The sequence below is a fragment of the Paenibacillus woosongensis genome (genome assembly GCF_030122845.1).
GTDB lineage: Bacteria > Bacillota > Bacilli > Paenibacillales > Paenibacillaceae > Fontibacillus > Fontibacillus woosongensis_A.
In genome coordinates this window covers 3,724,439-3,748,956 of the sequence record NZ_CP126084.1, presented here as the reverse complement: position 1 = coordinate 3,748,956, position 24,518 = coordinate 3,724,439, and the positions used below count along the sequence as shown (strand labels likewise).

Genomic DNA, 24,518 nt, shown 5'->3' with positions numbered 1-24,518 from the left:
CGCACACCCCATCAGTATGCAAAACGCAATTATCACAGAATCCCCTTCCCTTTGCCTCGATATCTTTCACCAAGCTTCCACATAATGCAGTCTCCTTTCATTTCACATGATCGAATTTCCCTTTAATACCCCATGCTTCTCTTTCCACCCGCTTACTATTCCTTAACATTGCCTGACAAAATCTAAACGAGTCATCTTAAGGAAAAATGTGGGCAGCCAGGCGCCATTTTCTACTTGTTAAAGAACATAAGTTCGTATATAATACAAACAAATGTTCTTATCGGAGATGATTTTGGTGAAAAAATACATTAACCAGGTGGTCGAGATCATATACATGGATCGCAGCGGCAGAATTACACAGCGGTCCATTCACATTCATGCCATTCGCAATGGGCTGGTTCGGGCAACATGTCTGCAAACGGGAGCACCAAGAGCCTTTAGAACTGAGCAAATTCTCGCACTTCATCCCGTGAAGCAATCTGTGAAGCAATCTGTGAAGCCATCGATAAAACAATCTACAAAACAATCTACAAAACAATCTACAAAACAATCTACAAAACAATCTACAAAACAATCTACAGAACAATCCATAATGCCATCCATAAAACAACCCGTGAAGCCATCTATGAAACAACCTGCAAAACCACCCGTACAACCACCTAAGCAGCAAATTACGAAAGGAGGCAGCTACTATGCTTCCTGATTTGGAACGCAAGCTGTTGCGGATTATTTATAATTTTTGGTCACAGCGCCGCCGTATTCCGAGTATGAAGGAACTTGAACGTACAACTGGCAGGATGGAGCGGGATATCCTGGCAGCTTTGGGACAGCTAGAGAGAGACGGATATCTGAATTGGCCGGACAAATCCAATCTAGCCACCCTGAGGCTGCTAAATGTTGCAGGGACGGAGGAACAAGCTAAGGCTAGACCGCGGCGGGGATTGCGAAGCGATATCGATTACTGGACGAATGATTGAAGATTATATAGGAATTTGAACCGATGGGGATAAAAAATACTTGCCTTTTCAGTGGAGCAGCTATAGAATCTAGGTAAGAACTTGTACGTACAATTGACATTGTGTATTTAAATATATCAATATTGTATATACAGGTCGGGAGGACTATTGCATTTTTACTTAAGAAATCAATCACTCTGGGAGGCGTTAACGCAATGAATTTGAAACCGTATTCATTTTGGTTTGTAACAGGAAGTCAGCATTTGTACGGGCCTGAGACGTTGGAAGAGGTAGCTGGGCATTCCCGCATCATTGCCGAGCAGCTGGACAAAGATCCTGCGTTTGCACAATCCATCGTATTTAAGCCAATTGTAACCACACCAGATGAAATTTATAAATTAATTGTCGAAGCGAACAGCGATTCATCCTGCGCCGGGATCATTACATGGATGCACACGTTCTCGCCGGCCAAAATGTGGATCCGCGGCTTGTCCCAATTGCAGAAACCGCTACTTCATTTCCATACGCAATTTAACCGCGACATTCCTTGGGAAACGATTGATATGGACTTTATGAACCTGAACCAGTCTGCGCATGGCGACCGGGAATACGGCCATATCGGGGCCCGTCTTGGCATTGCCCGTAAAATCGTCGTCGGTCATTGGGAGGACGCAAAGGTTCGCCAGGATATCGCCGGGTGGATGCGGACAGCCGTTTCGTATGCAGAGAGCCGCAGCCTGAAGGTAGCGCGCTTTGGAGATAACATGCGCGAGGTAGCGGTAACTGAGGGCGATAAGGTTGAAGCGCAAATCCAGCTTGGCTGGTCGGTGAACGGGTATGGTATCGGCGATCTCGTACAGCTGGTAAACGAAGTAAGCGATGCAGAAGTGAAGCAGCTTCTCGATGAATATGCTGAGAAATACACGATTACCAAAGAAGGTCTGAGTCCTGGTTCGGTTCGCGATTCGATCGCTTATCAGGCGCGTCTCGAAATCGCGATGAAACGGTTCCTTGAAGCTGGTAATTTTGGTGCGTTCACTACGACATTTGAAGACTTGCATGGTCTGAAGCAGCTCCCGGGTCTGGCTGTACAGCGCCTGATGGAAGCGGGCTACGGCTTCGGCGGCGAAGGCGACTGGAAGACCGCCGCATTGACCCGCGTGCTCAAAGTGCTTGCCAACAACAAGAATACTTCCTTCATGGAGGACTACACGTATCATTTCGAGCCGGGCAACCATTTGATCCTTGGCGCACATATGCTTGAGGTTTGCCCGACGATAGCCGCGACGAAGCCGTCGATCGAGGTTCACCCGCTAGGTATCGGGGGCAAGGAAGATCCGGCGCGCATCGTCTTTGATGGTCAAGACGGCCCGGCGGTCAACGCTTCCCTCGTGGACCTGGGCAACCGTTTCCGCCTGATCGTTAACGTTGTAGACGGGGTAAAGGTAGAGAAGCCGATGCCGAAGCTGCCGGTTGCCCGCGTGCTCTGGAAGCCACAGCCGTCGCTGAGAGAAGCTGCAGAAGCATGGATTTTGGCAGGCGGGGCTCACCATACGGTGCTGTCCTATAACATTACGGCCGAGAATCTGTCGGATTGGGCGGAAATGGCTGGTATCGAGGCTGTTATTATTGACAAGGATACGTCGCTGCGCCGGTTCAAGAACGAGCTTCGCTGGAGCGACATGGCATACCGCTTGCGCTAATGGCCTGAGCCTGAGAGATCCTGTTTCCGCGTGTTCCCCGGCCTATGATACAATAGCGGGTAGAATAAGAGCATTTGGCTGAGGTGAATGATGAGTAATCGGCGGATTCCTAAATATTTGCAGCTCAAAAATGAACTGTTGTCATGGTTTGAAACGGGAAAGCTGCAGCCCGGACAACAGGTCCCATCGGAGAACGAGATTTCTGAACAGTTCGGCATTAGCCGGCAAACGGTGCGCCAGACGTTCGGTGAATTGGAGAAGGAAGGGTGGCTGGAGCGGATTCAAGGCAAAGGCACCTTCGCGAGAAACCCATTGCGCCGAGAGGGTGAGCAGGTCAAGACGATCGGGATCATCACGACATACATTTCGGACTATATCTTTCCCCATATCGTCCGCGGCGCCGAGGCAGAGCTGCGAAGCAAAGGATACCGGCTTCTTCTATCGAGCACGGATAACAATAAAGAGAAGGAAATGGAAAGCCTGCAGCTGATGACCAGCCAGCCGCTGAGCGGGCTCATCATCGAGCCCACCAAGAGCGCGGAAGGCAATCCGAACTTAAGCTACTTTCTGTCGCTGCAGGAGAAGGGCATTCCGTACCTGATGATCAATGAGAAGTATCGCGAGCTGGAATGTCCTTGCCTGAAGGTGGATGACGAGCTTGGCGGCTATTTGGCTGCACGACATCTGCTGGAGAAGGGACACACCTCTATCGTCGGGTTCTTTAAACGGGATGACCTGCAAGGGGTAAATCGCCTTAAAGGTTTTCTCGCGGCGCATCGGGAGTTCGGGATCAGTGTATCTCCCCAACGAGTAGTAACTTACACGACGGAGGAGAAGGACGAAGTTCCGTACACTCAAGCTGTGCAGCTGCTACAGCAGGATGAGGAAGGCCGGCCGACCGCCTTTGTGTGCTACAACGATCAATTGGCGGTCGTTCTGATGGAGGCTATTCAACAGTGCAGCCTACGGGTTCCGGAGGACGTTTCGGTCGTCGGTTTTGACGATTCATCTCTTGCGCTCGCTTCCGGGACGAAGCTGACGACGCTGACGCATCCGAAGACGGAGATGGGTGAGCTGGCAGCCCGGCAGCTCATCGGGATGATTGAGCATGGGCTGGTGGTTGAAGACACGGTCTTTAAACCGGAGATCGTAGAGCGGGAATCCGTGCAAAACAGAGAACAGGCGAATCAAGAAGTGGAATTGCAAAGCTAGGGTCCGTTTCCCAGGACTCTAGCCTATAACTTGTACGTACAATACGTTTTGATTTGGCATGTATGTTTATGCATATACCAACTAAACTGTGCTGTATTAAATGGAATGCAGGTATCTAATTAGGCTCTAAACCATTGTTTTAGGGAATCAGATGGATTTATACACCTAAGATCAAGGATCCAGTCCGATCATTGGCGATGTTCCATCTTATAACTACAGGAAATCCATTTAAATTTATGTTTCCTATTTTACCGTAGAAACTAACGGCTATAAATCCATTTATTATTAAGTTGAACGATTAGAAATGGGTTAAGCAAGTACGTAAACTGTTCCTACGAAGCTGTATCTCCTAAATTCCTTAGATGATACAGGTTCATGGGATGTGTCCCCTTGACTGCATCCCAAATTTTTCAGTCGAGTTCATCTTAGATCGATATTTACAACTTGATTTGACTGATCTTGTAGTTTGATCTAACACTAGATGTTTGCAGTCTGATCGGATTGGATACTTGTCTATAGATCTAGGTTGTAGATCTGCATCTGCCTTCTGATCAGGACAGGGTATCTGTAATAGATATGCAACGTAAAGAATTACGATGAGAGGAAAGGAGTGGCCGCATATGTTGGAGGCGCTTAAACAGCAAGTTCTGGAGGCTAATTTGGAGCTGCCGAAGCACGGACTGGTTACATTTACATGGGGAAACGTCAGCGGCATTGATCGTGGAAGCGGGCTGTTCGTCATAAAGCCAAGCGGTGTGCCGTACGAGGAATTGAAAGCGGAAGATATGGTTGTTGTGGATCTGGAGGGCAATGTGGTCGAGGGCAAATTGCGTCCATCTTCCGATACTCCGACCCATATGGTGCTGTACCGGTCTTTTCCGGATATCGGCGGGGTCGTGCACACTCACTCACCTTGGGGAACAAGCTGGGCGCAGGCCGGAAAGGCGCTGCCAGCTTACGGTACGACACATGCCGATTATTTCTACGGAGAAATTCCTGTGACCCGGCCGATGACCCGGGAAGAAATCGAAGGCGCTTATGAACTGGAGACGGGGAACGTAATCGTCGAACGGTTTGCGGACATCGACCCGAACCAGGTACCAGGTGTATTGGTGCATGCCCATGCACCTTTCGTATGGGGAAAAGATGCCCACAATGCGGTTCATAACGCGGTTGTTCTTGAGGAAGTAGCGAAGATTGCGGCACGCATGCTGATGCTGAATCCGGAGGTGGCACCTATGGATCAGACGCTGCTGGACCGCCATTTCCTGCGCAAGCATGGAGCCAAGGCATATTACGGACAAAAATAATGCGCTATTGAACGGGAGGTTTTTCATATGGCTAACAAGTATACCATCGGGGTAGATTACGGTACGCAATCGGGCCGCGCGGTACTGGTCGACTTAGCGGACGGACGCGAAGTGGCGGATCACGTGACCCCTTATCCGCATCACGTTATCGACGAACAGCTGCCGGGCTCCGGTATCAAGCTTGAGCATGACTGGGCGCTGCAGCATCCTGATGATTATCTGGAGGTGCTGCGGAAATCCGTGCCAGCGGTTATCCGGGAGTCTGGCATCGATCCGGCTGATGTAATCGGAATTGGGATCGATTTTACGGCATGCACGATGCTGCCGATTGACGAGCAGGGCCAGCCGCTCTGCTTCGATGCGAAATACATCGATAATCCGCACAGCTGGGTGAAGCTATGGAAGCACCACGCCGCTCAGCCGGAAGCGGATAAGATCAACGAAATCGCAGCGGAGCGCGGAGAAGCGTTTCTGCCACGTTACGGCGGCAAAATTTCATCCGAATGGATGATCGCCAAAGTATGGCAAATCCTTGATGAAGCCCCCGAAATCTATGAGCGCACAGATATGTTCCTGGAGGCGACAGATTGGGTCATCTCGCAAATGACGGGCACCATCGTCCGCAACAGTTGTACGGCCGGTTATAAAGCGATCTGGCATAAGCAGGATGGCTATCCAAGCAAGGAATATTTCAAAGCGCTGGATCCAAGGCTGGAGAATCTTACAGAGACAAAGCTTCGCGGTGAAGTCATTCCGCTCGGAACGAATGCGGGCGGGTTGACTGAGCATATGGCGCAAATAATGGGCCTCAAGCCGGGCATTGCAGTTGCCGTCGGGAACGTAGACGCTCATGCTGCCGTGCCGGCTGTCGGCGTCGTAACGCCGGGCAAGCTTGTGATGGCGATGGGCACCTCGATTTGCCATATGCTGCTGGGCACGGAAGAGAAGCAGGTCGAAGGCATGTGCGGCGTCGTTGAGGATGGCATTATCCCAGGGCTGTATGGATATGAGGCGGGACAGTCGGCCGTAGGCGATATTTTTGAATGGTACGTAGAAGAGGCGGTTCCGGGTTACGTCAAAGAAGCGGCGTCCAAGGAAGGCATCGGCGTCCATCAATGGCTAGAGAAGGAAGCCGCGGCCTATAAGCCGGGACAAACCGGATTACTGGCGCTGGATTGGTGGAACGGCAACCGGTCTGTTCTCGTCGATACAGATTTGACCGGCCTGATTCTGGGAATGACGCTGCTCACCAAGCCGCAGGAAATTTACCGTACCCTGCTCGAAGCTACGGCCTTCGGTACCCGTAAAATCGTCGACGCTTTCCATAACAATGGAGTTGCGGTTGATGCCTTGTACGCTTGTGGCGGATTGCCGCAGAAGAATCGTCTGCTGATGCAGATTTACGCGGATGTTACGAATCGCGAAATTTTCGTTGCCGATTCCAAGCAGACGCCGGCACTTGGTGCAGCGATGTTTGCGGCGGTAGCTGCCGGGAAAGAGGCTGGCGGTTATGACACGATTCTTGATGCGGCAGAGCGTATGGCCCGGGTGAAGGAAGAGACGTTCAAGCCGATTCCGGAGAACGTGGAAATCTACGACCGTTTATACCAGGAATACAGCAAGCTGCATGATTATTTCGGCCGCGGCGAGAACGACGTAATGAAGCGGCTCAAGAGCATCAAGAAATCTACGGAGTAATGCCGTCAGACTGGAGGTAAATTCGGCATGGATAATTCCCGGGAAATAGACCATTTGGAGAAAATCGTTCTGGAGACCGGCGCGATCTATAAGGCAGCTCCTTTTCTAAGAGATCGTATTCTGCACCGCTTAGTGATCGTAGCCGACCAGAATACTTATGATGCGGCAGGGAAAGCTTTGGAAGAGAGTCTCCAATCCCAGGGCTTGAAGACAAAGCTATGTCTTCTGGAGCCGAATGCGGCCGGCGATGTCGTCGCCGATGAGCAGGCTGTTGTGCAGCTGCTGCTTGAAGTAGATCCTGGCACCACGGATGGGCTTATTGCTGTCGGTGCCGGAACGATCCATGATATCGTACGTTTCGCGAGTCATAAGACGGGAATTCCGTTTGTATCAATTCCGACGGCTCCTTCCGTGGACGGCTTTACCTCGGCGGGAGCGCCGTTGATTATTCGCGGGATTAAGAAGACGGTGGCGGCTGTTCCGCCGATTGCCATATTTGCCGATGTGCACGTTCTAATGAAGGCGCCGCAGCCGCTGGTAGCGGCTGGTTTCGGGGATATGCTGGGCAAATATACGTCTCTGTTCGATTGGAAGGTATCCCGCCTTACGGGGGGAGAGCCTTACAGCGAACAGGCTGCAGTCATTACAGAGCAGGCGCTTAAATCCTGCATCCAGCATGCTGCGGAGATCGGAGAGCGGACAGAGGAAGGGATTCGCATCCTGATGACGGCCTTGATCGAATCAGGGATTGCGATGCTGCTGTTCGGGCAGTCTCATCCGGCTTCCGGCGCAGAGCACCATTTATCTCACCATTGGGAGATGGCCTATTTGCGCCGCGGAAATCGGGCACTGCTACACGGGGCAAAGGTTGGCGTGGCCTGTGCTGAAATTTCCCGCTTGTATCACGCGGCCGTGGACGAAGGCAAATTCCCCGGACGGCAGCCGAAGGCGCTGCTTGAGCACGGTGACCAGATTCGGGAATGGCTGACTGAGGTGCCGTCCGCATCCAGGATCCGGGAATTGCTCGTTCTTGCTGGAGGTCCTTCTACGCTGGAAGAGCTTGGCGTCGATGAAGATCTATTTACGGAGAGTCTTCGCGAGGCGCATCTGGTTCGCTACAATCGGCACACCTTGCTGCGCGCGTTGAATGAGGCATGATTTAGCTTATTCTTATTATAGGTGCTGGCAAAGGATTGCTTGGGATTTAACCCAGGCAATCCTTTCATGATTTTTTTCATTGATTTTGCAAAAAAGAGCATGTTTTCTATAAAAAAATTAATAGTTTAAACCGATATATCCTTGTGCGAATTGTCGCAACAAAACTAAATTTATGAGGTGACGTTAGTGGAGTGGTATTTAAAGGTTCTCAAAAACTATGTCGGATTTGAAGGGAGAGCGCGCCGTAAAGAATACTGGATGTTTATTCTGTTCAACATGATTGCTTCGTTAGTTCTTGGCTTTATCGGTGGGTTAATAGGGTTGGATACAATTCTGTCCTACATTTATTCATTGGCTGTTTTATTGCCAAGCCTCGCGGTTGCTATACGTAGATTGCATGATACGGGAAGAAGCGGCTGGATGATTCTGCTAAGCTTTATTCCTCTAGTTGGTGCGATTATTCTAATTGTGTTCATGTGCCAAGATAGCGAGCCAGGCGACAATAAATATGGTTTCAATCCTAAGCTTCAAAGTTAATAAAATTTAGTTGTCCATACCAATTAAGTTTTAACTATCTATACATATGGTTTAAAAATGGAACACAAAGAGAGTCCGGGGCCTTGCAGGCTTCGGGCTCTTTATGCATCAAATAAAAGTTATCGAAAAACGTATAATGGGTATATTTGTCAACCTATACTAATATATTCATTAGGTGGTGTTTTTTGTGCAGAAATTAAAATCCAATTATATTAAACATAGAATTGAAGAAGAACGGCGTCAGCTTGGGCAGCTTGCGGAGCAATACGGCCTGCGGGATACGCGGGTGCTGAGGCAGTCCATGGAACTTGACCGGCTGATCAATCGCTATAATGAAGTCATGTATGATTATTTGCGGAGAAAAGAGCCGATTGCCTAAAGCAATCGGCTTCTTGAGATTTGCCCCAGCCATCCTCTGAAACCTAACGGAAAGAGGCTGCGGCGCTCTGAAGCAAAGTACGTATATCATATTGATACCGGTTAATCGGCTGAATTGGTTTGTCTACTCCCAGCAGTTGATAGACAGCGATTCTGGCTGTCCTGACGGAGTACTCCTCTGTAAAAACAACGTCATCAGGAATTTCACAGAATTGACCGATCAAAGCCAGGTTCGTTGAGCCTTCCGGAACGACCTGAGGGCGGTCGCCGGGCATTCTGGGCATGAATTGTGCCGTAATATACGGCATCATGCAGGGAATGCAGTTTGCGGAGCGGATAAGCTCATCCAACTCATTTTCGAATTTCAAATGGTGCAGCAGCTCCGTTAAAATTTCTTCTCCGGTGCAGTCACACATTCTTTTTTTCACATAGTCCCCCACATGATCCGGGTACAAGCCATAACCCCAGAACACTTTTACATCCTCAGGCTGGTTGCGGAAGTGCGGTTGATGAGCCAGCACGATGGACATGAACCAGCTGGAATCTTTAAAGGTCACCAAAGCTCCGCTTCCGGCCTTATTCCGCGAGAACTTCTCCATCCGATCGAAGAAGCGGGAGCCCTGGCAGGTGACGGTAAACGATTCCCATTTGGATTCATCGATGTGATCATCAAAGGAAGCGGGATTACCGAGCAGCCCTGGCTTCTTTGACGCAATCCGATCCCACAGCTGCCATGAGCTGCCTTTGCCGTTTAGCTGTGGAGGGGCTGTCATCGACCCAAGACTGGAACTTTCCGTCATCGAGCCGTTCGTGACAATGACCAAATCCTCCTTCGTCAAATCCAGCGCACGCTCCGCTCCATCTTTAACATAGTGCATGCGTGTCACCGTAATGCCATCCCCCGCTAGGAAATCCAAATCCGTCACCGTGCAATTCATTTCAAAATCAACACCATGCTCCTGCAAATACCGGTGCAGCGGAAGAATGATCGAGTCGTACTGGTTATAAGGCGTACGCGTAACGCCTTCAAGCGTATGAATCCGCGGAAATTCATGCATGAAGCGGATCATGTACCTTTTGAGCTCGACTGCGCTGTGCCAGGGCTGAAAGGCGAAGGTTGTCGCCCACATATACCAGAAATTCGTCTGGAAAAAATGAGCCCCAAACCATTCGTTAATCCGCAGCCGGCCTAACTGCTCCTCCGGTGTGATGATGAGCTTGGCCATGGCCATACGATCCCCCATGTTAAATCCCATGGAGGCCGCATCCACCACTTCACCATCCTTGTTCACAAGCCTGGCACGGGAATGCGTAGGATGCGCCGTATCAAAGGCCATAATCTCATCCCTTACCGATTGGCTGGGGTCATCGAGAGAGGGGATCGAGCTCAGCAGTTCCCATAAATTCTCATATGTCTCATCGTTCAGCATTCTGCCGCCCCGGATGACATAGCCATGCTCACGGTCTCCTGCGCCGTCGTTGCTTCCTCCGAGTACCTTCAGCTCTTCGATAATATGAATCTGCCGTCCTGGAAAGCCGCAATCCCTGATCAGAAATGCCGCCCCAGCTAATGAGGCGATTCCTCCTCCGACAAAATACACCTGGTTACTGTAAGTGCCCATACTTTTCATCCCCGCCTTCGTAGATTTTGATAACAACCTCAGAACATCTAGAGTAAGACAATTTCAATGTACGAGATTTCCTTTTTATAGAAAATCGACAATCGGCGGGTGCTGTATCATTTTTGGACATGTGCATGGTAATGTCTAGATATTCTGCCTATAACGCTGCAAAGCGCGTTCGAAATTGCCCTGCATCAGTTCGCTTAACTGTTCCACGATCAAAGCCGGCTCTTCCTTCATTCCCTGCTGCATCCATTGAATGACAAGCCCGGTAAAGGCCAGCGTATAGAAGTTGGCGAGAAACTTCTTATTCTCTTCGGCAACATGCATGCCGCGGCTTACTTCCTCCACGACGCCCATTATCAGGTCATAGGTGACAGCATACAGGTAGGAGTCCAGTTGACTTCGAGCCAGGGAATGAAGGGTGTTCAGGCAGAAGGATTTATTGCTCTCGATATAGGCGAATATCGTATATAACCCGTGCGTCCACGTATCGTAACTGCGATACTCGGCAAGGCTGCCTACGGCCTCCGTCTCATAAATCCAACCGAGCAAATCGTAGATATCTTGAAAATGGTAGTAAAACGTTTGCCGGTTCACCCCGCAGCGGCTTACGAGCTGCTTTACAGTGATCTTGTTTAAGGGAAGCTCCTGCATGGTTTGCTTCAAGGCATGGGCCAAGGCTCCCTTCGTAATGGTCGAGTTCGACAAAAGAATCCCCCGCTATCCCTAATTTTCATCCATATATATCCAATTGTAACATAAAAAAAGGCCCCACTCTTTAACAAAGAGTGAAGCTTTTTCAGAGGACTGCACACCTGCAGGCTGCAAATCGCACTTAATTCGTTTTGGATTTGTTATAGATGTCAAAGGCTACGGCCAGAAGCAGGACAAGCCCTTTGATGCCTTGCTGCCAATCCACCCCAAGGCCGATCAGGGACATGCCGTTGTTCATGACGCCCATGACCAGGCCGCCGATAATTGCACCGATGACGGTGCCGATGCCGCCGGAAGCGGAAGCGCCGCCGATGAAGCAGGCCGCGATCGCATCCAGCTCGAAGTTCGTGCCCGCTTTAGGCGTTGCCGAGTTCAGGCGTGCGGCGAAGATAAGTCCGGATAACGCAGCCATCGCGCCCATATTGACGAAAACCCAGAAGGTCACTTTCTTCGTCTTGACCCCGGACAGCTTGGCGGCTTTTTCGTTGCCGCCCAGCGCGTAAATATGGCGTCCGGCAATCATCCGGTTCATGACGAAGGAGTAGATGACGATGAGCACGAACAGAATGACGAGAATGTTCGGAATCCCGTTATAGGTGGCCAGCACATAGGTAAAGACGTTGACGATCGCGACAAGGGAGATCACTTTGGCAAGGAAAATCCACATCGGTGCAGTCTCAAAATTGTATTTGATCTGTGTCTGGCGCTCCTTCCATTCCTGCCAAATGACGAGCAGGGAGAGGATGGCGCCAAGGACGATCGTCAGGATGTGAATGCTCTCGCCTCCGAACCAGTCCGGCAGAAATCCGGAGCTGATCTTCTGGAACGACTTCGGAAACGGCGAGATCGATTGGCCGTTCAGAATAATCATGGTCAGACCGCGGAATAGCAGCATCCCGGCCAAGGTGACGATAAAGGCGGGAATCCTCACGTAAGCGATCCAGAAGCCCTGCCATGCGCCGATCAGCGCCCCAACCCCAAGCGATATGATGACGGCGAGGAAGGGATGCAGCTGCATGTCGACCATCATGATGGCCGCCAGCGCACCGATGAACGCCGCGATAGAGCCGACCGACAGGTCGATATGACCCGTAATGATGACCAGCACCATCCCGATGGCCAGTACGAGAATGTAACTGTTTTGCAATATCAGGTTGGTTACGTTAAGCGGCTTCAGCAGAATGCCGTCGGTGAGAATTTGAAATAAGACCGTGATGAATACAAGAGCGATAATCATGCCATACTGGCGGATATTTTTTTTGAAAAGCTCGCTAATCATTTGCATCTCCTTACCCCCTGCCTCGAGTCATGGATTTCATCAGTACTTCCTGGGTGGCGTCCTCGCGCTGGACTTCACCGGTAATGCGCCCTTCGCTCATGACATAGATGCGGTCGCACATGCCGAGCAGTTCGGGAAGCTCCGAGGATATGAACAGAATGCCTTTGCCTTCATCCGCCAGCTGATTGACGATGGAGTAGATTTCGTATTTGGCGCCGACGTCGATGCCGCGGGTCGGTTCGTCCAAAATGAGAATTTCCGGCTGCGCGTAAATCCATTTGCTGAGCACGACCTTTTGCTGGTTGCCTCCGCTTAAATTGACCGTTTTCTGCAGAATGCTTGGCGTCTTGATCTTTAATTTCTGCCGGTATTCCTCGGCGACCAGCACTTCTTCGCTCTCATTAATCACACCGCGGCGGGACAGCTTGCCCAAATTGGCGAGGGAAATGTTGCGCTTGATATCGTCGATCAATACGAGGCCATAATGCTTGCGGTCTTCCGTCACGTATGCGATGCCATGTTTGATCGCACTGCTGATATCGTTCAGGCGGATTTCCTTTCCATGCAGCAGCAGCTTGCCCTGGATGTTTCTCCCATAGGACTTGCCAAAAATACTCATCGCGAGCTCCGTTCTTCCCGCCCCCATGAGACCGGCCACGCCGACAATTTCACCGCGCCGGATATGGATGTTGATGTCGTCCAGCATTTTGCGGCCTTCCTGCTCAGGGTGATCGACCTGCCAGTTCTGCACTTCAAACAATTTCTCCCCGATGTTCGGTACACGCTCCGGATAACGGTGTGTGAGATCCCGTCCGACCATTCCTTTAATGATGACATCCTCGGTCACCTGATCCTTGCGCATGTCCAGCGTCTGAATGGTTTTGCCGTCCCGCAGAATCGTAATCGAATCCGCGACCTTCTCGATTTCATTCAGCTTGTGGGAAATGATGATCGAGGAAATGCCCTGCTTCTTGAGCTCCAGGATCAGGTTCAGCAGATTTTCGCTGTCATCCTCGTTGAGAGCGGCCGTCGGCTCATCCAGAATGAGCAGCTTCACCTTCTTGGAGAGCGCCTTGGCAATTTCCACAAGCTGCTGCTTGCCGACTCCGATCTGGATGACATGGGTGTTGGGGGATTCTTCAAGCCCCACCGTGGCCAGCAGCTCCTTCGTTTTGACGGTTGTTTCGTTCCAGTTGATGACGCCCCGCTTGGTTTGTTCGTTGCCGAGAAAAATATTTTCCGCGATGGATAGGTAGGGGATCAAAGCCAGCTCCTGGTGAATGATGACGATGCCCAGGCTCTCGCTCTGCTTGATATCCTTGAATTCGCATACCTCGCCTCGGAACAAAATATCGCCCTCATACGAGCCATGCGGGTAGACGCCGCTCAGCACCTTCATCAGCGTGGATTTGCCGGCGCCGTTCTCCCCGCAGAGGGCGTGGACCTCGCCTTCCTTGACCTTCAAGTTCACATTTTCCAAGGCCTTGACGCCCGGAAATGTCTTTGTAATTCCTCTCATCTCCAAAATGAAGTCACTCACAGTTCTCACCAAGCCTTTCGTCTCCATTCGAGTACAAAGGACAGCGGAGGCCGGAAAGGCCACCGCCGTATGTGCCGTTTGCATTCACGCAACTTACAGTCCCAATTCCTCTTTGGTATAGTAGCCGGTCTCTACCAATTCCTGCTCAATATTGTCCTTGTCTACCGATTTTGGCTCCAGCAGGTAGGAAGGGACGACTTTCACGCCGTTGTCATAGGTTTCCGTATCGTTGACCTCGGCTTCCGTGCCTTCGAGAATGCTGAGGGCCATGCCCACGGCTTTCTTTGCCAGCTCGCGCGTATCCTTGAAGACCGTCTGCGTCTGCTCGCCGGCCAGAATTGATTTGATTGAAGCCAGCTCGGCATCCTGCCCGGTAACGATCGGCATTGGCTTATTGCCGGAGCCGTATCCGACGCCTTTCAGGGAAGAGAGGATTCCGATGCTGATGCCGTCATAAGGAGAGAGGACCGCATCGACGTTCTCTGTCGCATAGTGAGCACTCAGCAGATTATCCATGCGCGCCTGAGCGGTAGCGCCGTCCCAGCGCAGGGTGGCGATTTGCTCCATTTTTGTCTGATTACTGCGAACAACCAGCTTGCCGGTATCGATATACGGCTGAAGAATGGACATCGCGCCGTTATAGAAGAAATAAGCGTTGTTATCGTCCGGCGATCCGCCGAACAGCTCGATATTGAACGGCCCTTTGCCTTCCTTCAGGCCAAGCTTCTCCTCGATATAAGAGGCCTGCTGCACGCCGACCTTGAAGTTGTCGAAGGTGGCGTAGTAATCCACGTATTCGCTGTTCATGATCAGGCGGTCATAGGCGATGACCTTGATGCCTTGATCGTGCGCTTTTTGCAGCACCTCGGTAATGGCTGCGCCATCAATGGAAGCGATGACGAGCAGATCCACGCCTTTGGTGATCATGTTCTCGATTTGGGATACCTGGTTCTCTACGACGTCCTCGCCGTATTGCAGATCCGTGCCGTAACCCTGCTGTTGGAATTCCTTCACCATGTTGTTGCCGTCATTCACCCAGCGCTCCGATGATTTCGTCGGCATCGCAATTCCGACCGTGCCTTTCTCGCCTTTCGTCGATCCGCCGCTGTTATCCTTGCTTCCGCAAGCCGTCAAAGTTAATGCCAGTACAAACGTCAGCAGCAATAATGTCGTTTTTTTCATTCCTGCTTACCCCCTGTTTATAAATTGAATTCCTTTATGAATCCGCTTTCAGAAGAGAGTATAACAAGGGAAGGCGGCTTTCGTATTTACAATAAACCTACTCTTTTTATAAAAATCAAACTTATTTGGGGTGAAGCAACTTTGGGGGAGAGGGGGGATCTTGTGGTTCTAGTCATGATAGAGGAAATATCTTTGATCATTTAAGATCGGAATGTATTTTATACAGTTAGTTAAGCCTCTTTTATCAAAAATACATACGCTAAATGTAAAACATGCAGTTAGTTTGCCCGAATGGAGCTCATTCGTCGAAATAGCTTTAAACTAAATGCAGGTTTTGCAGTTAGTTCCCTCTAACACGGAAAAAATCGCTGAACTAACTGCATGAAATGCATTTAGTTACCTGATCCTGACTATCTAGTCATAAATCAGTAGTCAAATTTATTGGAGAGAAAGGATTCATTTTTATTTAGGAGGCCGTGAGGTTCTTGCAATTTTTCGTTATACAAAGGAGTTCGAAATCCCATTACAGACCGGGGAGTAGCTTTAGCTTTCACTTGCTTTTATCCAATCACAACGCAACATCCAGCAAACGGCTGATCCGTCCAAGATCGATGTTTGCTTCGAACAACTCGGCCATACGGTCAAAGCTCTGCTCGTCCGGCACGATGAGGTCATGCTGGTAGGGCAAAATCCCGGCACAGGGGACGCCATGCTTATTTTCAAGGACATCTATGCCTGGCTGCAAAATGTCCTTGACCCCTTGATAGCGATTGATAATGAATCCTCCCAATTGATTCTTGATGGACTTATCCAATAAATCAATCGTGCCGTGAATCGCTGCAAAGACGCCGCCGTAATGAATGTCCGAGACGAGCAGCAGCGGGGAGTTCGTTATTTTTGCCGTATAAATATTAGCTACGTCCTGATTGGCCAAATTAATCTCCGCGGTTGATCCCGCGCCTTCAATGATGAGAATGTCGTATTTGGCGGCCAGCCGATGAAAAGAGCTTTCAATGCCAGTTCTGATTTCCGGCAGAAAATCCTCGTATTTCGTATAACTGCCTGTATACAATAACTTGCCGTTTAAAATGATTTGCGTCTGGTCATAGGCAGGCTTAATCAGAACGGGATTCATATCCGCTTCCGGAGCCACACCTGCGCTTAAGGCCTGAATATAGGTAGAATAAGCAATTTCGCAGTCATCTTCGGTCGTGAAGGACTTGGAGGAAATATTTTGCGCCTTAAAGGGGGCGGCAGCAATTCCTTTATTCCGCAGCACGCGCAGCAGAGCCGCTGTGATGAAGCTTTTGCCGCAGGAGGAGCTGGTTCCGACAATCATTAAGGATTTCATGGGTTCACCTGCTTTGCTATTTTTTATTCCGCAGAGTTATTCTCCGGATTATTCTCCGGCTCGATTTTCACGCTTTCGTCAAAATAACGCCCCTCCCGGAGATCGTAAACGAACTGCTGGAGCCATGTGTAATAGCTAAGGGCATGCCGCAGCTTGTGAAGATCCTGCAAGCATAGCTGGCGCTCTTCTTCCGGCGTGTCAAGCTCGAGAATGATTTCTGTAAGTTCGGGCAGGACGTCGTTAATGGCCTCCGTCATCACATCTATTTCACGCTGCAGCTTTATCGTAAAAAAGTTCTGAAAAGCCAGAAAAAAGTTCGTCTCCGCCTGATAGAGGTCTTTGCGCTGCTCCTTTTCCGGCAGCTTAAAGACCATTTGGGAAGCCATGAGCGAACGAACGGCATAGCTCATATTGCTTTTGCTCATATTCATGCGGTTCTTCATCTCTTCCAGCGTCATCGGCTTGTCCTCGAAATACATGATGCCATATAACTCGCCAAAGGAATGGGTTGCCCCGTACAAATCCATCGTATCGGCAATCGCCTTCACTACTTTTCGGCGAAGCTCCTCATGCTTGATCTTGCGCTGCTCCTCATCCCGATTGGATTGTTCCATAATTTCACCCGCTATCGCATCAAAATTATTCACGATTGTCTTTTACATAACATCCTATTCCATTTTACATGGAGAAAACCATACCTCTTAACTTCGATTGTACAATATTTTTTGAACGAACAAACTTTTTCTAAATTTTCATACAGACAAGGAGGACGGAGTTTAAAGCGATTATAACACAGCGTCAAATCATAAATCGAGCGAGTGATCAATAGGCTTTCGGAAATCAAAAAAAGTTCCTATGAATATAAGTTAAAAATATTTTGAACAAAAAAAGGAGGAGCAACTTGAAACAATCCAAACTGGCAGCCGATGTCAAGGCGCTGCTGTTCACGCTGCCGGCGATGATTCCGCTCACGATGTTTTGGCTCATCCCGCTAGGATATGCTTTTTATCTGAGTTTTACGGAATGGGATTTCATGAGTCCGGACAAGCTGTTCGTCGGCATGGCCAACTATGCTGAATTGGCGGACAACCCCGCGTTTTACAAGGCGCTGCGCGTTACGCTGCTGTTTACGGCGGGAAGCGTCCTTCCTACGCTGATCGGCGGGCTCGGCTTCGCCCTGCTGCTGAACAGCAAGCTTAGATTTTCCGGAATATATCGCACGCTTATTTTTTCACCTTGGGTAACACCAACCGTAGCCGTGGCCATCGTATGGTCTTGGATTTTTGAACCGGAGGTAGGGCTGGCCAATAACGTGCTGCGCTTCTTCGGTTCGGAGGGAGCAGGCTGGCTGGGTGATCCAAGCTGGGCACTTATCGGCATCTTGATTGTAACGTGCTGGAAATCCGTCGGCTGGGCGATGGTCTTCTACCTGGTAGCTCTACGCAATGTGCCGCGCGATTTGCTGGAAGCGGCCGCGATCGATGGTGCCGGAAGCTTGCGTAGGTTCACTTATATCACGGTTCCGCTCATATCTCCGACTACATTCTTTTTGACGATTGTGCTGATCATTCAGTCCCTGCAGGCCTACGATCAGATTAACGTGATGACGCAAGGCGGGCCTTCCGGATCAACAAGAACGCTGCTGTACATGTATTATCAGTCTGCATTTGAGGCCTTCAATATTGGAGAAGCATCCTCCGTGGCAGTCGTGCTGGTCATTGGCTGTGTGCTGCTCTCCATGGCTTCATTCGCAGTAAGCAGACGCAATGTGCACTACCATTAAACCAAGATTGATAGGAACAGGAGAGCAATTCATGACCGAGACAAGGATAAGCCATATCTTTACGAGGCATCTGCCGCTGGCGTTAATCGCCCTCCTAATGGCCTTCCCGTTCTATTGGATGGTGACCAGCGGTCTCAAAACCAATGATGAAATCTGGCAGTTTCCACCAACCTTCTGGCCAGAATCTCCCCAGTGGGGTAATTTTCTCGAAGCCTGGGAGGCGGCGCCATTTTGGCGCTATATGGCGAACAGCATCGGCGTGGCCAGTGCGATTGCCATCATTCAGGTGATCAATTCCGCGATGATGGCCTACGCGCTGACCCACATGAAATTCCGGCTGAAGGGTCTGCTGACCGCATTGATCCTGCTGGGTTACATGGTGCCGAACACCGCGGCTTATTTACCGAGCTATATCGTGTTATCCAAGCTTCACCTGCTGGATACTTACGCCGGCATGATTCTATCTAACTGTGTCAGCGTATTTTCGATTTTTCTCATCAGGCAAGCTTTTTTGCAGGTATCCCATGAACTGGTGGAAGCCGGGCATATCGATGGGGCATCGCATGGACGCATTCTGGGATCAATTCTCGTTCCGTTAACCCGCTCGTCCTTCGCCGTGCTCGTGCTCATTACGTTCATAGAGCAATACAACAATTATTTCTGGCCTATGCTGATCACCAAAAGTCCTGATCTGCAGCTGGTTTCGGCGGGTCTGCGCAGTTTTTTTGTGGAGGGAGGTGCTTACGGTTTGAAATGGCCGCTGATCATGGCTGCAAGTTCATTCACGATTATGCCATTATTGCTGCTGTTTCTGCTGACACAGAGGACAATTATGCAGAGCGTGAATTTATCTGCGGGAGTTAACAAGGGATAAACCATACAAATCATAAAATGGAGTGGAGGAGTTATACATGAATTTATTGAAAAAGGGTTTGATTTTCACCTTGATTCTAAGCTTCGTGCTGATCACAGGCTGCGGTACTAACGGCAGCGGAAGCAGCACGGGGGGACAGGCTGGCGCCGCAGTAAATGGAGCGCAGGGTTCGGGAGCGAAGGAGCCAGTGACGATTGAATTTTGGTACGGGCTGGGCGGCAAGCTGGGCGAGCAAATGAAGGCGCTCATCGACGAATTCAATGCCTCCCAGCAGGAGGTCATCGTCAAAGGGATCGTCCAGGCCGATTATTCGGAGACGGAGAAGAAGCTTCAGGCGGCGATCGCTTCGGGTGATGTGCCTGCGGCTGTATTGGCAGCGAATGTGGATTGGGCGCGTAAAGGTTATTTTGCCGAGCTGGACGAAATGATCGCCCACAGCCCGGATTTCAATAAAGAGGATTTTGTACAGACATTTCTGTCTCAGGGACAGGTGGACGGCAAGCAATACTTCCTGCCGATGTATGGCACAACCCAGGTGATGTACTACCGTAAGGACAAATTTGAGCAGGCGGGTATCCAGGCGGAGGATATCAAGACATGGGAGGATTTGGCGGCGGCGGCCGCGGCAATGACGGAACGGGAAGGCGGCAAAACGAAGGTGTACGGCTGGGAGCCGATGTGGGGCAGCGAGAATATGATCGATGCCGTACTAAGTAAAGGCGGACGAATTCTTAGCGAGGATGGAAAGACAGTCATGATCGATTCCCCGGAATGGGTGGAAACGTGGTCGCTGTTCCGCAAATGGATTCATGAAGATGGCATTATGCGCATTCACTATGGCGGACAAGGCTGGGAATATTGGTACAAAACGATCGACGACGTGATGAAAGGCCAAGCGGCAGGTTATACCGGCTCGAGCGGCGACCAGGGCGATCTTGATTTCACACAGCTTGGAGCGATGGAGCAGCCGGGCTGGGCGGGAGTTGGCGAAGGCAAGCCGGTCGCGAGCGCAATCTTGGCGGGCATTCCGGCCAAAGCAAGTCCCGAGCAGCAGCAGGCGGCGTTCAAATGGTTTTCTTTTTTCAATAATTCCAAAAATACGGCAGCCTGGTCGATGAATACCGGCTATATTGCTGTTCGCCAATCTGCGCTGGATGATCCGGATTTCGTTGCTTACAGCGAACAAAACCCGCAGAGTAAAATCCCGCTCATGCAGGCAGCGCATGCTTCCGCTCCATTCCAGGATCCCACCGGCGGCAGAATTAACGATGCGCTGAAAATCGCCGCCGATAAAGTGCAAATCGAGAATCTTCCGGCGGAAGAAGCGCTGAAGGAAGCGAAGGCAGTGGCTCAAAAGGCGCTGGATAGCATGAAATAGGAGTGACGCAAGGAATGCCTGAACTCATTGTAAATAACGGCAGCTATGCGATCAACGGCATTTTAATGGATAAGGACGGCACCCTGCTGGACTTTGTGTCCATGTGGGGGAGCTGGAGCGAGCATATGCTGCGGCACTTTGGAAGGCAGCTAGTAGCGGAGCTGAGGCAGTCTGGTCGGGCAAGACAGCTGGAATCTGGATTGGAACCGGGGCAGGAGCTGCTCTTCACAGAGTCACACTTGTGGGGGACGGTTCATGGACCGGATGGCGCAGTGATCGATTATGATCGCAATGGACCGCTGGCGATGGGGACGATGGGGGAGCTGTTTACCCTGCTCACTTGGCGGGGGTATCATTCGGGATTATCCTGGGCAAAAGCCAAGGAGTTGGCGGAGCTAAGCGGCAGGTTAGCTGCTGCGGAGCTGGAGCGGGCTCGTCCCGTCCGGCCGATCGCTGGAGTCCTCGCTTTTCTAGAAGCGTGCCATGCACAGCATATTCCGCTTGGAGTCGTAACTGCCGATGATACATTAGCGGCCGAGAAGCACCTGGAATGGCTAGGTATTCGCCATTTGTTCGGTGCTGTAGTTGGTACCGATCAGGTTGGGCGGGGAAAGCCGTTTCCCGATATGCTGGAGCTGGCCTGCGGTAAGCTGTCCATAGATGTACAGGGCGCAGCGGTGATCGGCGACACGAACGGAGATATGATCATGGGCCAGGCGGCCGGGGCAAGGCTTTGCATCGGCTTGCATTCGAAGCAGGCCGGGGCGGCGGAGCTTTTGCCCGATGCCGATTATATTATTGGAGCTTATGATGAGCTCCGGCTGAAAGGAGCGGCAGAATGAAGGCTGCGGATGGAATCGGCTGGTTATTTCTCGCCCTGGCCATCGCGCTTGAGCTGTCGGGTACGGTATCCATGAAAATGTCCGAGGGCTTCACGCGATTATGGCCCTCCGTAACGATGTTCGCGTCCTATGGTGCTGCTTTTACGTTCCTTAACTATGCCCTGCGTTATATGGACATGAGCATCGCTTATGCTACCTGGTCAGGTATCGGCATTGTCTTGATTACGCTGGCGGGCGTGCGGCTGTTCGGTGAACGGCTTCCCCTGTCCTCGATTATGTGGATGGTGATCATCGTCATTGGCGTAATTGGATTGAATATGAGCTCGAAAGCCCATTAATCATCTTTGTAAATGGTAAAAGAAAGGGAGTGGAGATTTCCATGAGACATCACGATCATACCGATCTCATCGAGCATGCCCAGGCCAATGAACAGCCGCTGGCTGCCTTCCAGGTCATTACGGATACCCATGTGACCGGGAATGCCGATCATGAATATAACCAGAATTTCGACAGAGCCCTAAAGGACATTATTGCCAATGCGGCCGGGAGCAGTGGAATTATGCATGTAGGCGATATTACGGATCACGGCTTTATCGAGGAGTACGGGGAATTGAAGCGTATTATCGAGGCTAACCGGGAAGGTCTTCCGCCTATTCTTTTTACCTTGGGCAATCATGATGTCGCCTTTGGAAATTGGAGCTCAAGATTGGGGAACTATACCGCCCAGACTGGTATGCAGGGAGTTTATCACGACCATTGGATCGACGGGTATCACTTCATTTTTCTCGGTACGGAACAGGGACTGGAGAGATTCTGCCATTTGACGAAGCAGCAGCTGGAATGGCTGGATCAGAAGCTTGGAGAGAAGGCTTCCGCCGATAAACCGGTTTTCGTATTTTTGCATCAACCGCTGATGGATACGGTGGCGGGTTCTCTCCAAGCTCAGAACTGGTACGGCGTGGAGCAGGATAAGGAGCTGAAGCAGGTGCTGAGCAAGCATCCGCAAGCGATCATGTTTACCGGGCATACCCATTGGCAATTAGAGGCCGAGCATACGATGTTCGATGGCAAGGGAGAAACGGCGACGATGTTCAACGCGGCTTCCGTAGCCTATTTATGGACAGACGAGGATGTTCATCTTACCGGGAGCCAAGGCTTTTACGTTGAAATCTATGCAGACAAGGTTCTGGTCAGAGGCCGGGATTTTGCATCGGGCAGCTGGGTGGAGTCGGCGCAATTTCAAATCAACTACTAGAAAAATCTAAAGACCACTTCGGTTTGAACTGCACCCCTAATGTTAGACACCATCTAACATATTGGGGGTGTAGTTCAGTTGAAGTGGTTTTTTTGCGCTTGTCTTAGGACTTTCGATAGAATTGTAGATTCTTATTCAAAAATATTATAGAAAAATAGCAACTTTTGGTGTGTTTTAGCGTTAAAATGGGTGATGTTGGAATTTGGGATATATTTAGTTGCCTCTATATATTATTAAAAGGATGCGTGGATAGATTGAAAAGGTTTGGAGTCATCGTTTTGTTTGCAGTTAGCTTGTTCCTGCTTAGTTTTAATTCGCCGGTATTTGCCAATACCGCTTCGATATATTTGAATGGGGTACAGCTCAGCGCTACTAATTTGTCTCAAGTTGAAATCGTCAACAGCAAAGTGATGGTTCCGATCCGCGTGGTGGAGGAGCTGGGCTACGTTGTAAATTGGAATAAGACGGATCAAACGGTGAACATTCAAAACAACTCCAAAACGGTTGCGATGGCGATGAATAAATCCAGTGCCTATGTCGATGATCGGGTCGTTTCGCTTACGTCACCACCCTTGTTGAAAGGGGGGACCTCCTTTGTGCCTTTGCGGTTTATCGGGGAAGAATTCGGTCTGGAGGTCAACTGGGATAACCGCACCAAATCGGTGTATTTATCCTCGGACGCTTTAGAGAGCACACTTGATTCGCTCGATACAACCTCTACTAATAAGGGGTTAATAGAAAATATCCAATTCGCGGACAATCGGCTGACGATAAACATGGATCAAAGCGTGCAGCCGGAAATTTTCACTATGAGCGGGCCGGAGCGGATCGTTCTTGATTTGCCGGGGGCTGCTTTAGCGGATGCTTTTGCTTTGCAAAATATGGCGGGAGCGGGGAGCTACCAGATTAATATTGAGGAAGAACCATCTTTTGTAAGCAAAATCCGTTATTCCTTGTTCAAATCGGATCCTTCGACCATTCGCGTTGTCCTGGATTTGAACTCCAAGGCAAGTTATCAGCTTTCCAATGCTGCGGGGAATTCGGAAGGAATTGTACTGGATTTATTCGATCCAACTTCGCCAACCGCACCAGCGACGTCTTCTGACACCATTTCAGACCTATCTACACCGCCGACAACAACGACGACGGTACCGGTTACCGGGAATAGATTAGTCGTGATAGATGCGGGACACGGAGCTCACGATAATGGTACTACCGGAGTGTCTGGCAGAGTAGAGAAGGATTTCAACTTGACGATGGCTTTAAAAGTAGAAGCGCTGCTTGGGCAGGAGCCGTTGATCGATGTCGTGCTTACCAGGCATGATGATACCTACGTCACAAGACCCGATCGCGCCAAACTCGCAAACGATCTTAACGCGGATGCGTTTATCTCTATTCACGCCAATTCGGTGCTGAATGTACCTACGGCAAGCGGTACGGAAACCTATTATTACAGCGAAGCCAGCAAACCCTTGGCCGATGTGATGCATAAGCACCTGATTCAAGCGACCCGGCTTAAGGATCGTAAAGTCAAATACAATAACTATGAGGTGTTAAGAAAGAGCAACATGCCAGCTATCTTGCTGGAGGTAGGCTTTTTGTCTAATGCAGAAGAGGAAGCGCTGCTTTTCACAGAAGACTTTCAGAACAGGGTAGCCCAAGGTATTGTGGATGGGATTAAGGAATATTTCGGAATCAACTAGTGAGCGAAGATGAATAGGTGCTTAAACTTAAATAACCCCC

At 50.2% G+C, this 24,518-nt stretch carries 23 protein-coding genes; 16 read left to right on the top strand and 7 right to left on the bottom strand.

Going from position 1 to position 24,518, the window contains the following annotated elements:
- Positions 1-295: 295 nt before the first annotated feature.
- The 9 genes from QNH46_RS24620 to QNH46_RS17190 all read left to right on the top strand — a co-directional run bounded on the left by QNH46_RS24620 (position 296) and on the right by QNH46_RS17190 (position 8,953).
- Entirely contained in the window at positions 296-703 is a 408-nt protein-coding gene (locus QNH46_RS24620; RefSeq protein WP_430691843.1) for a hypothetical protein, read from the top strand.
- Positions 693-977: a hypothetical protein gene (locus QNH46_RS17225; protein ID WP_283925357.1), complete on the top strand. Its 285-nt coding sequence runs from the start codon at positions 693-695 to the stop codon at positions 975-977. Before QNH46_RS24620 ends, QNH46_RS17225 begins: the two co-directional genes overlap by 11 nt.
- Before the next feature lie 194 nt (positions 978-1,171).
- Positions 1,172-2,659 (top strand): L-arabinose isomerase, encoded by a 1,488-nt coding sequence (gene araA / locus QNH46_RS17220; RefSeq protein WP_283925356.1) that lies wholly within the window; start codon positions 1,172-1,174, stop codon positions 2,657-2,659.
- 90 nt (positions 2,660-2,749) lie between these two features.
- Entirely contained in the window at positions 2,750-3,871 is a 1,122-nt protein-coding gene (locus tag QNH46_RS17215; RefSeq protein ID WP_430691842.1) for a GntR family transcriptional regulator, read from the top strand.
- Positions 3,872-4,491: 620 nt separating this feature from the next.
- Positions 4,492-5,181 carry an L-ribulose-5-phosphate 4-epimerase gene (gene araD / locus QNH46_RS17210; RefSeq protein WP_283928476.1) on the top strand — a complete coding sequence of 230 codons (690 nt, stop codon included), beginning with the start codon at positions 4,492-4,494 and terminating at the stop codon, positions 5,179-5,181.
- A gap of 27 nt (positions 5,182-5,208) precedes the next feature.
- Positions 5,209-6,879, top strand: coding sequence for a ribulokinase (locus tag QNH46_RS17205; protein WP_283925354.1), 1,671 nt, complete (start codon positions 5,209-5,211; stop codon positions 6,877-6,879).
- Between the two features lie 27 nt (positions 6,880-6,906).
- On the top strand, positions 6,907-8,037 hold the full coding sequence (locus tag QNH46_RS17200) for a sn-glycerol-1-phosphate dehydrogenase (RefSeq protein ID WP_283925353.1): 1,131 nt from the start codon (positions 6,907-6,909) through the stop codon (positions 8,035-8,037).
- A gap of 186 nt (positions 8,038-8,223) precedes the next feature.
- Entirely contained in the window at positions 8,224-8,574 is a 351-nt protein-coding gene (locus QNH46_RS17195; RefSeq protein WP_283925352.1) for a DUF805 domain-containing protein, read from the top strand.
- A gap of 187 nt (positions 8,575-8,761) precedes the next feature.
- A complete protein-coding gene (locus tag QNH46_RS17190; protein WP_230873731.1) occupies positions 8,762-8,953 on the top strand; it encodes an aspartyl-phosphate phosphatase Spo0E family protein in 192 nt (63 codons plus the stop codon).
- Between the two features lie 43 nt (positions 8,954-8,996).
- Here the strand turns inward: QNH46_RS17190 and QNH46_RS17185 are convergent, their stop codons facing one another.
- The 7 genes from QNH46_RS17185 to QNH46_RS17155 form a co-directional block, all read right to left on the bottom strand.
- On the bottom strand, positions 8,997-10,574 hold the full coding sequence (locus tag QNH46_RS17185) for an oleate hydratase (RefSeq protein WP_283925351.1): 1,578 nt from the start codon (positions 10,572-10,574) through the stop codon (positions 8,997-8,999).
- A 144-nt stretch (positions 10,575-10,718) separates the two neighbouring features.
- Positions 10,719-11,285, bottom strand: a complete 567-nt coding sequence (locus QNH46_RS17180; protein WP_283925350.1) for a TetR/AcrR family transcriptional regulator — start codon at positions 11,283-11,285, stop codon at positions 10,719-10,721.
- Positions 11,286-11,412: 127 nt separating this feature from the next.
- Positions 11,413-12,576, bottom strand: coding sequence for a multiple monosaccharide ABC transporter permease (gene mmsB / locus QNH46_RS17175; protein WP_283925349.1), 1,164 nt, complete (start codon positions 12,574-12,576; stop codon positions 11,413-11,415).
- A gap of 4 nt (positions 12,577-12,580) precedes the next feature.
- The gene (mmsA, locus tag QNH46_RS17170) at positions 12,581-14,110 is read right to left on the bottom strand and encodes a multiple monosaccharide ABC transporter ATP-binding protein (RefSeq protein ID WP_283928475.1); all 1,530 of its coding nucleotides are present in this window, start codon (positions 14,108-14,110) and stop codon (positions 12,581-12,583) included.
- 93 nt (positions 14,111-14,203) lie between these two features.
- Positions 14,204-15,292, bottom strand: a complete 1,089-nt coding sequence (chvE, locus tag QNH46_RS17165; protein ID WP_283925348.1) for a multiple monosaccharide ABC transporter substrate-binding protein — start codon at positions 15,290-15,292, stop codon at positions 14,204-14,206.
- A 568-nt stretch (positions 15,293-15,860) separates the two neighbouring features.
- Entirely contained in the window at positions 15,861-16,643 is a 783-nt protein-coding gene (locus tag QNH46_RS17160) for a cobyric acid synthase (RefSeq protein WP_283925347.1), read from the bottom strand.
- A 23-nt stretch (positions 16,644-16,666) separates the two neighbouring features.
- Positions 16,667-17,257 carry a GbsR/MarR family transcriptional regulator gene (locus QNH46_RS17155; protein ID WP_283928474.1) on the bottom strand — a complete coding sequence of 197 codons (591 nt, stop codon included), beginning with the start codon at positions 17,255-17,257 and terminating at the stop codon, positions 16,667-16,669.
- A gap of 344 nt (positions 17,258-17,601) precedes the next feature.
- On the opposite strand from QNH46_RS17155, the gene QNH46_RS17150 reads away from it, so the two are divergent.
- The 7 genes from QNH46_RS17150 (at position 17,602) to QNH46_RS17120 (ending at position 24,478) form a co-directional block, all read left to right on the top strand.
- Positions 17,602-18,426 carry a carbohydrate ABC transporter permease gene (locus QNH46_RS17150; protein WP_283928473.1) on the top strand — a complete coding sequence of 275 codons (825 nt, stop codon included), beginning with the start codon at positions 17,602-17,604 and terminating at the stop codon, positions 18,424-18,426.
- 31 nt (positions 18,427-18,457) lie between these two features.
- Positions 18,458-19,300: a carbohydrate ABC transporter permease gene (locus QNH46_RS17145; RefSeq protein WP_283925346.1), complete on the top strand. Its 843-nt coding sequence runs from the start codon at positions 18,458-18,460 to the stop codon at positions 19,298-19,300.
- Between the two features lie 37 nt (positions 19,301-19,337).
- Positions 19,338-20,678 (top strand): ABC transporter substrate-binding protein, encoded by a 1,341-nt coding sequence (locus tag QNH46_RS17140; protein ID WP_283925345.1) that lies wholly within the window; start codon positions 19,338-19,340, stop codon positions 20,676-20,678.
- Positions 20,679-20,692: 14 nt separating this feature from the next.
- Positions 20,693-21,520 (top strand): HAD family hydrolase, encoded by an 828-nt coding sequence (locus QNH46_RS17135; protein WP_283925344.1) that lies wholly within the window; start codon positions 20,693-20,695, stop codon positions 21,518-21,520.
- Positions 21,517-21,858, top strand: a complete 342-nt coding sequence (locus QNH46_RS17130; RefSeq protein WP_283925343.1) for a DMT family transporter — start codon at positions 21,517-21,519, stop codon at positions 21,856-21,858. The genes QNH46_RS17135 and QNH46_RS17130 overlap by 4 nt, the downstream gene beginning before the upstream one ends.
- A gap of 41 nt (positions 21,859-21,899) precedes the next feature.
- On the top strand, positions 21,900-22,775 hold the full coding sequence (locus QNH46_RS17125; protein ID WP_283925342.1) for a metallophosphoesterase family protein: 876 nt from the start codon (positions 21,900-21,902) through the stop codon (positions 22,773-22,775).
- Positions 22,776-23,029: 254 nt separating this feature from the next.
- Positions 23,030-24,478 (top strand): N-acetylmuramoyl-L-alanine amidase family protein, encoded by a 1,449-nt coding sequence (locus QNH46_RS17120; RefSeq protein ID WP_283925341.1) that lies wholly within the window; start codon positions 23,030-23,032, stop codon positions 24,476-24,478.
- Positions 24,479-24,518 lie beyond the last annotated feature (40 nt).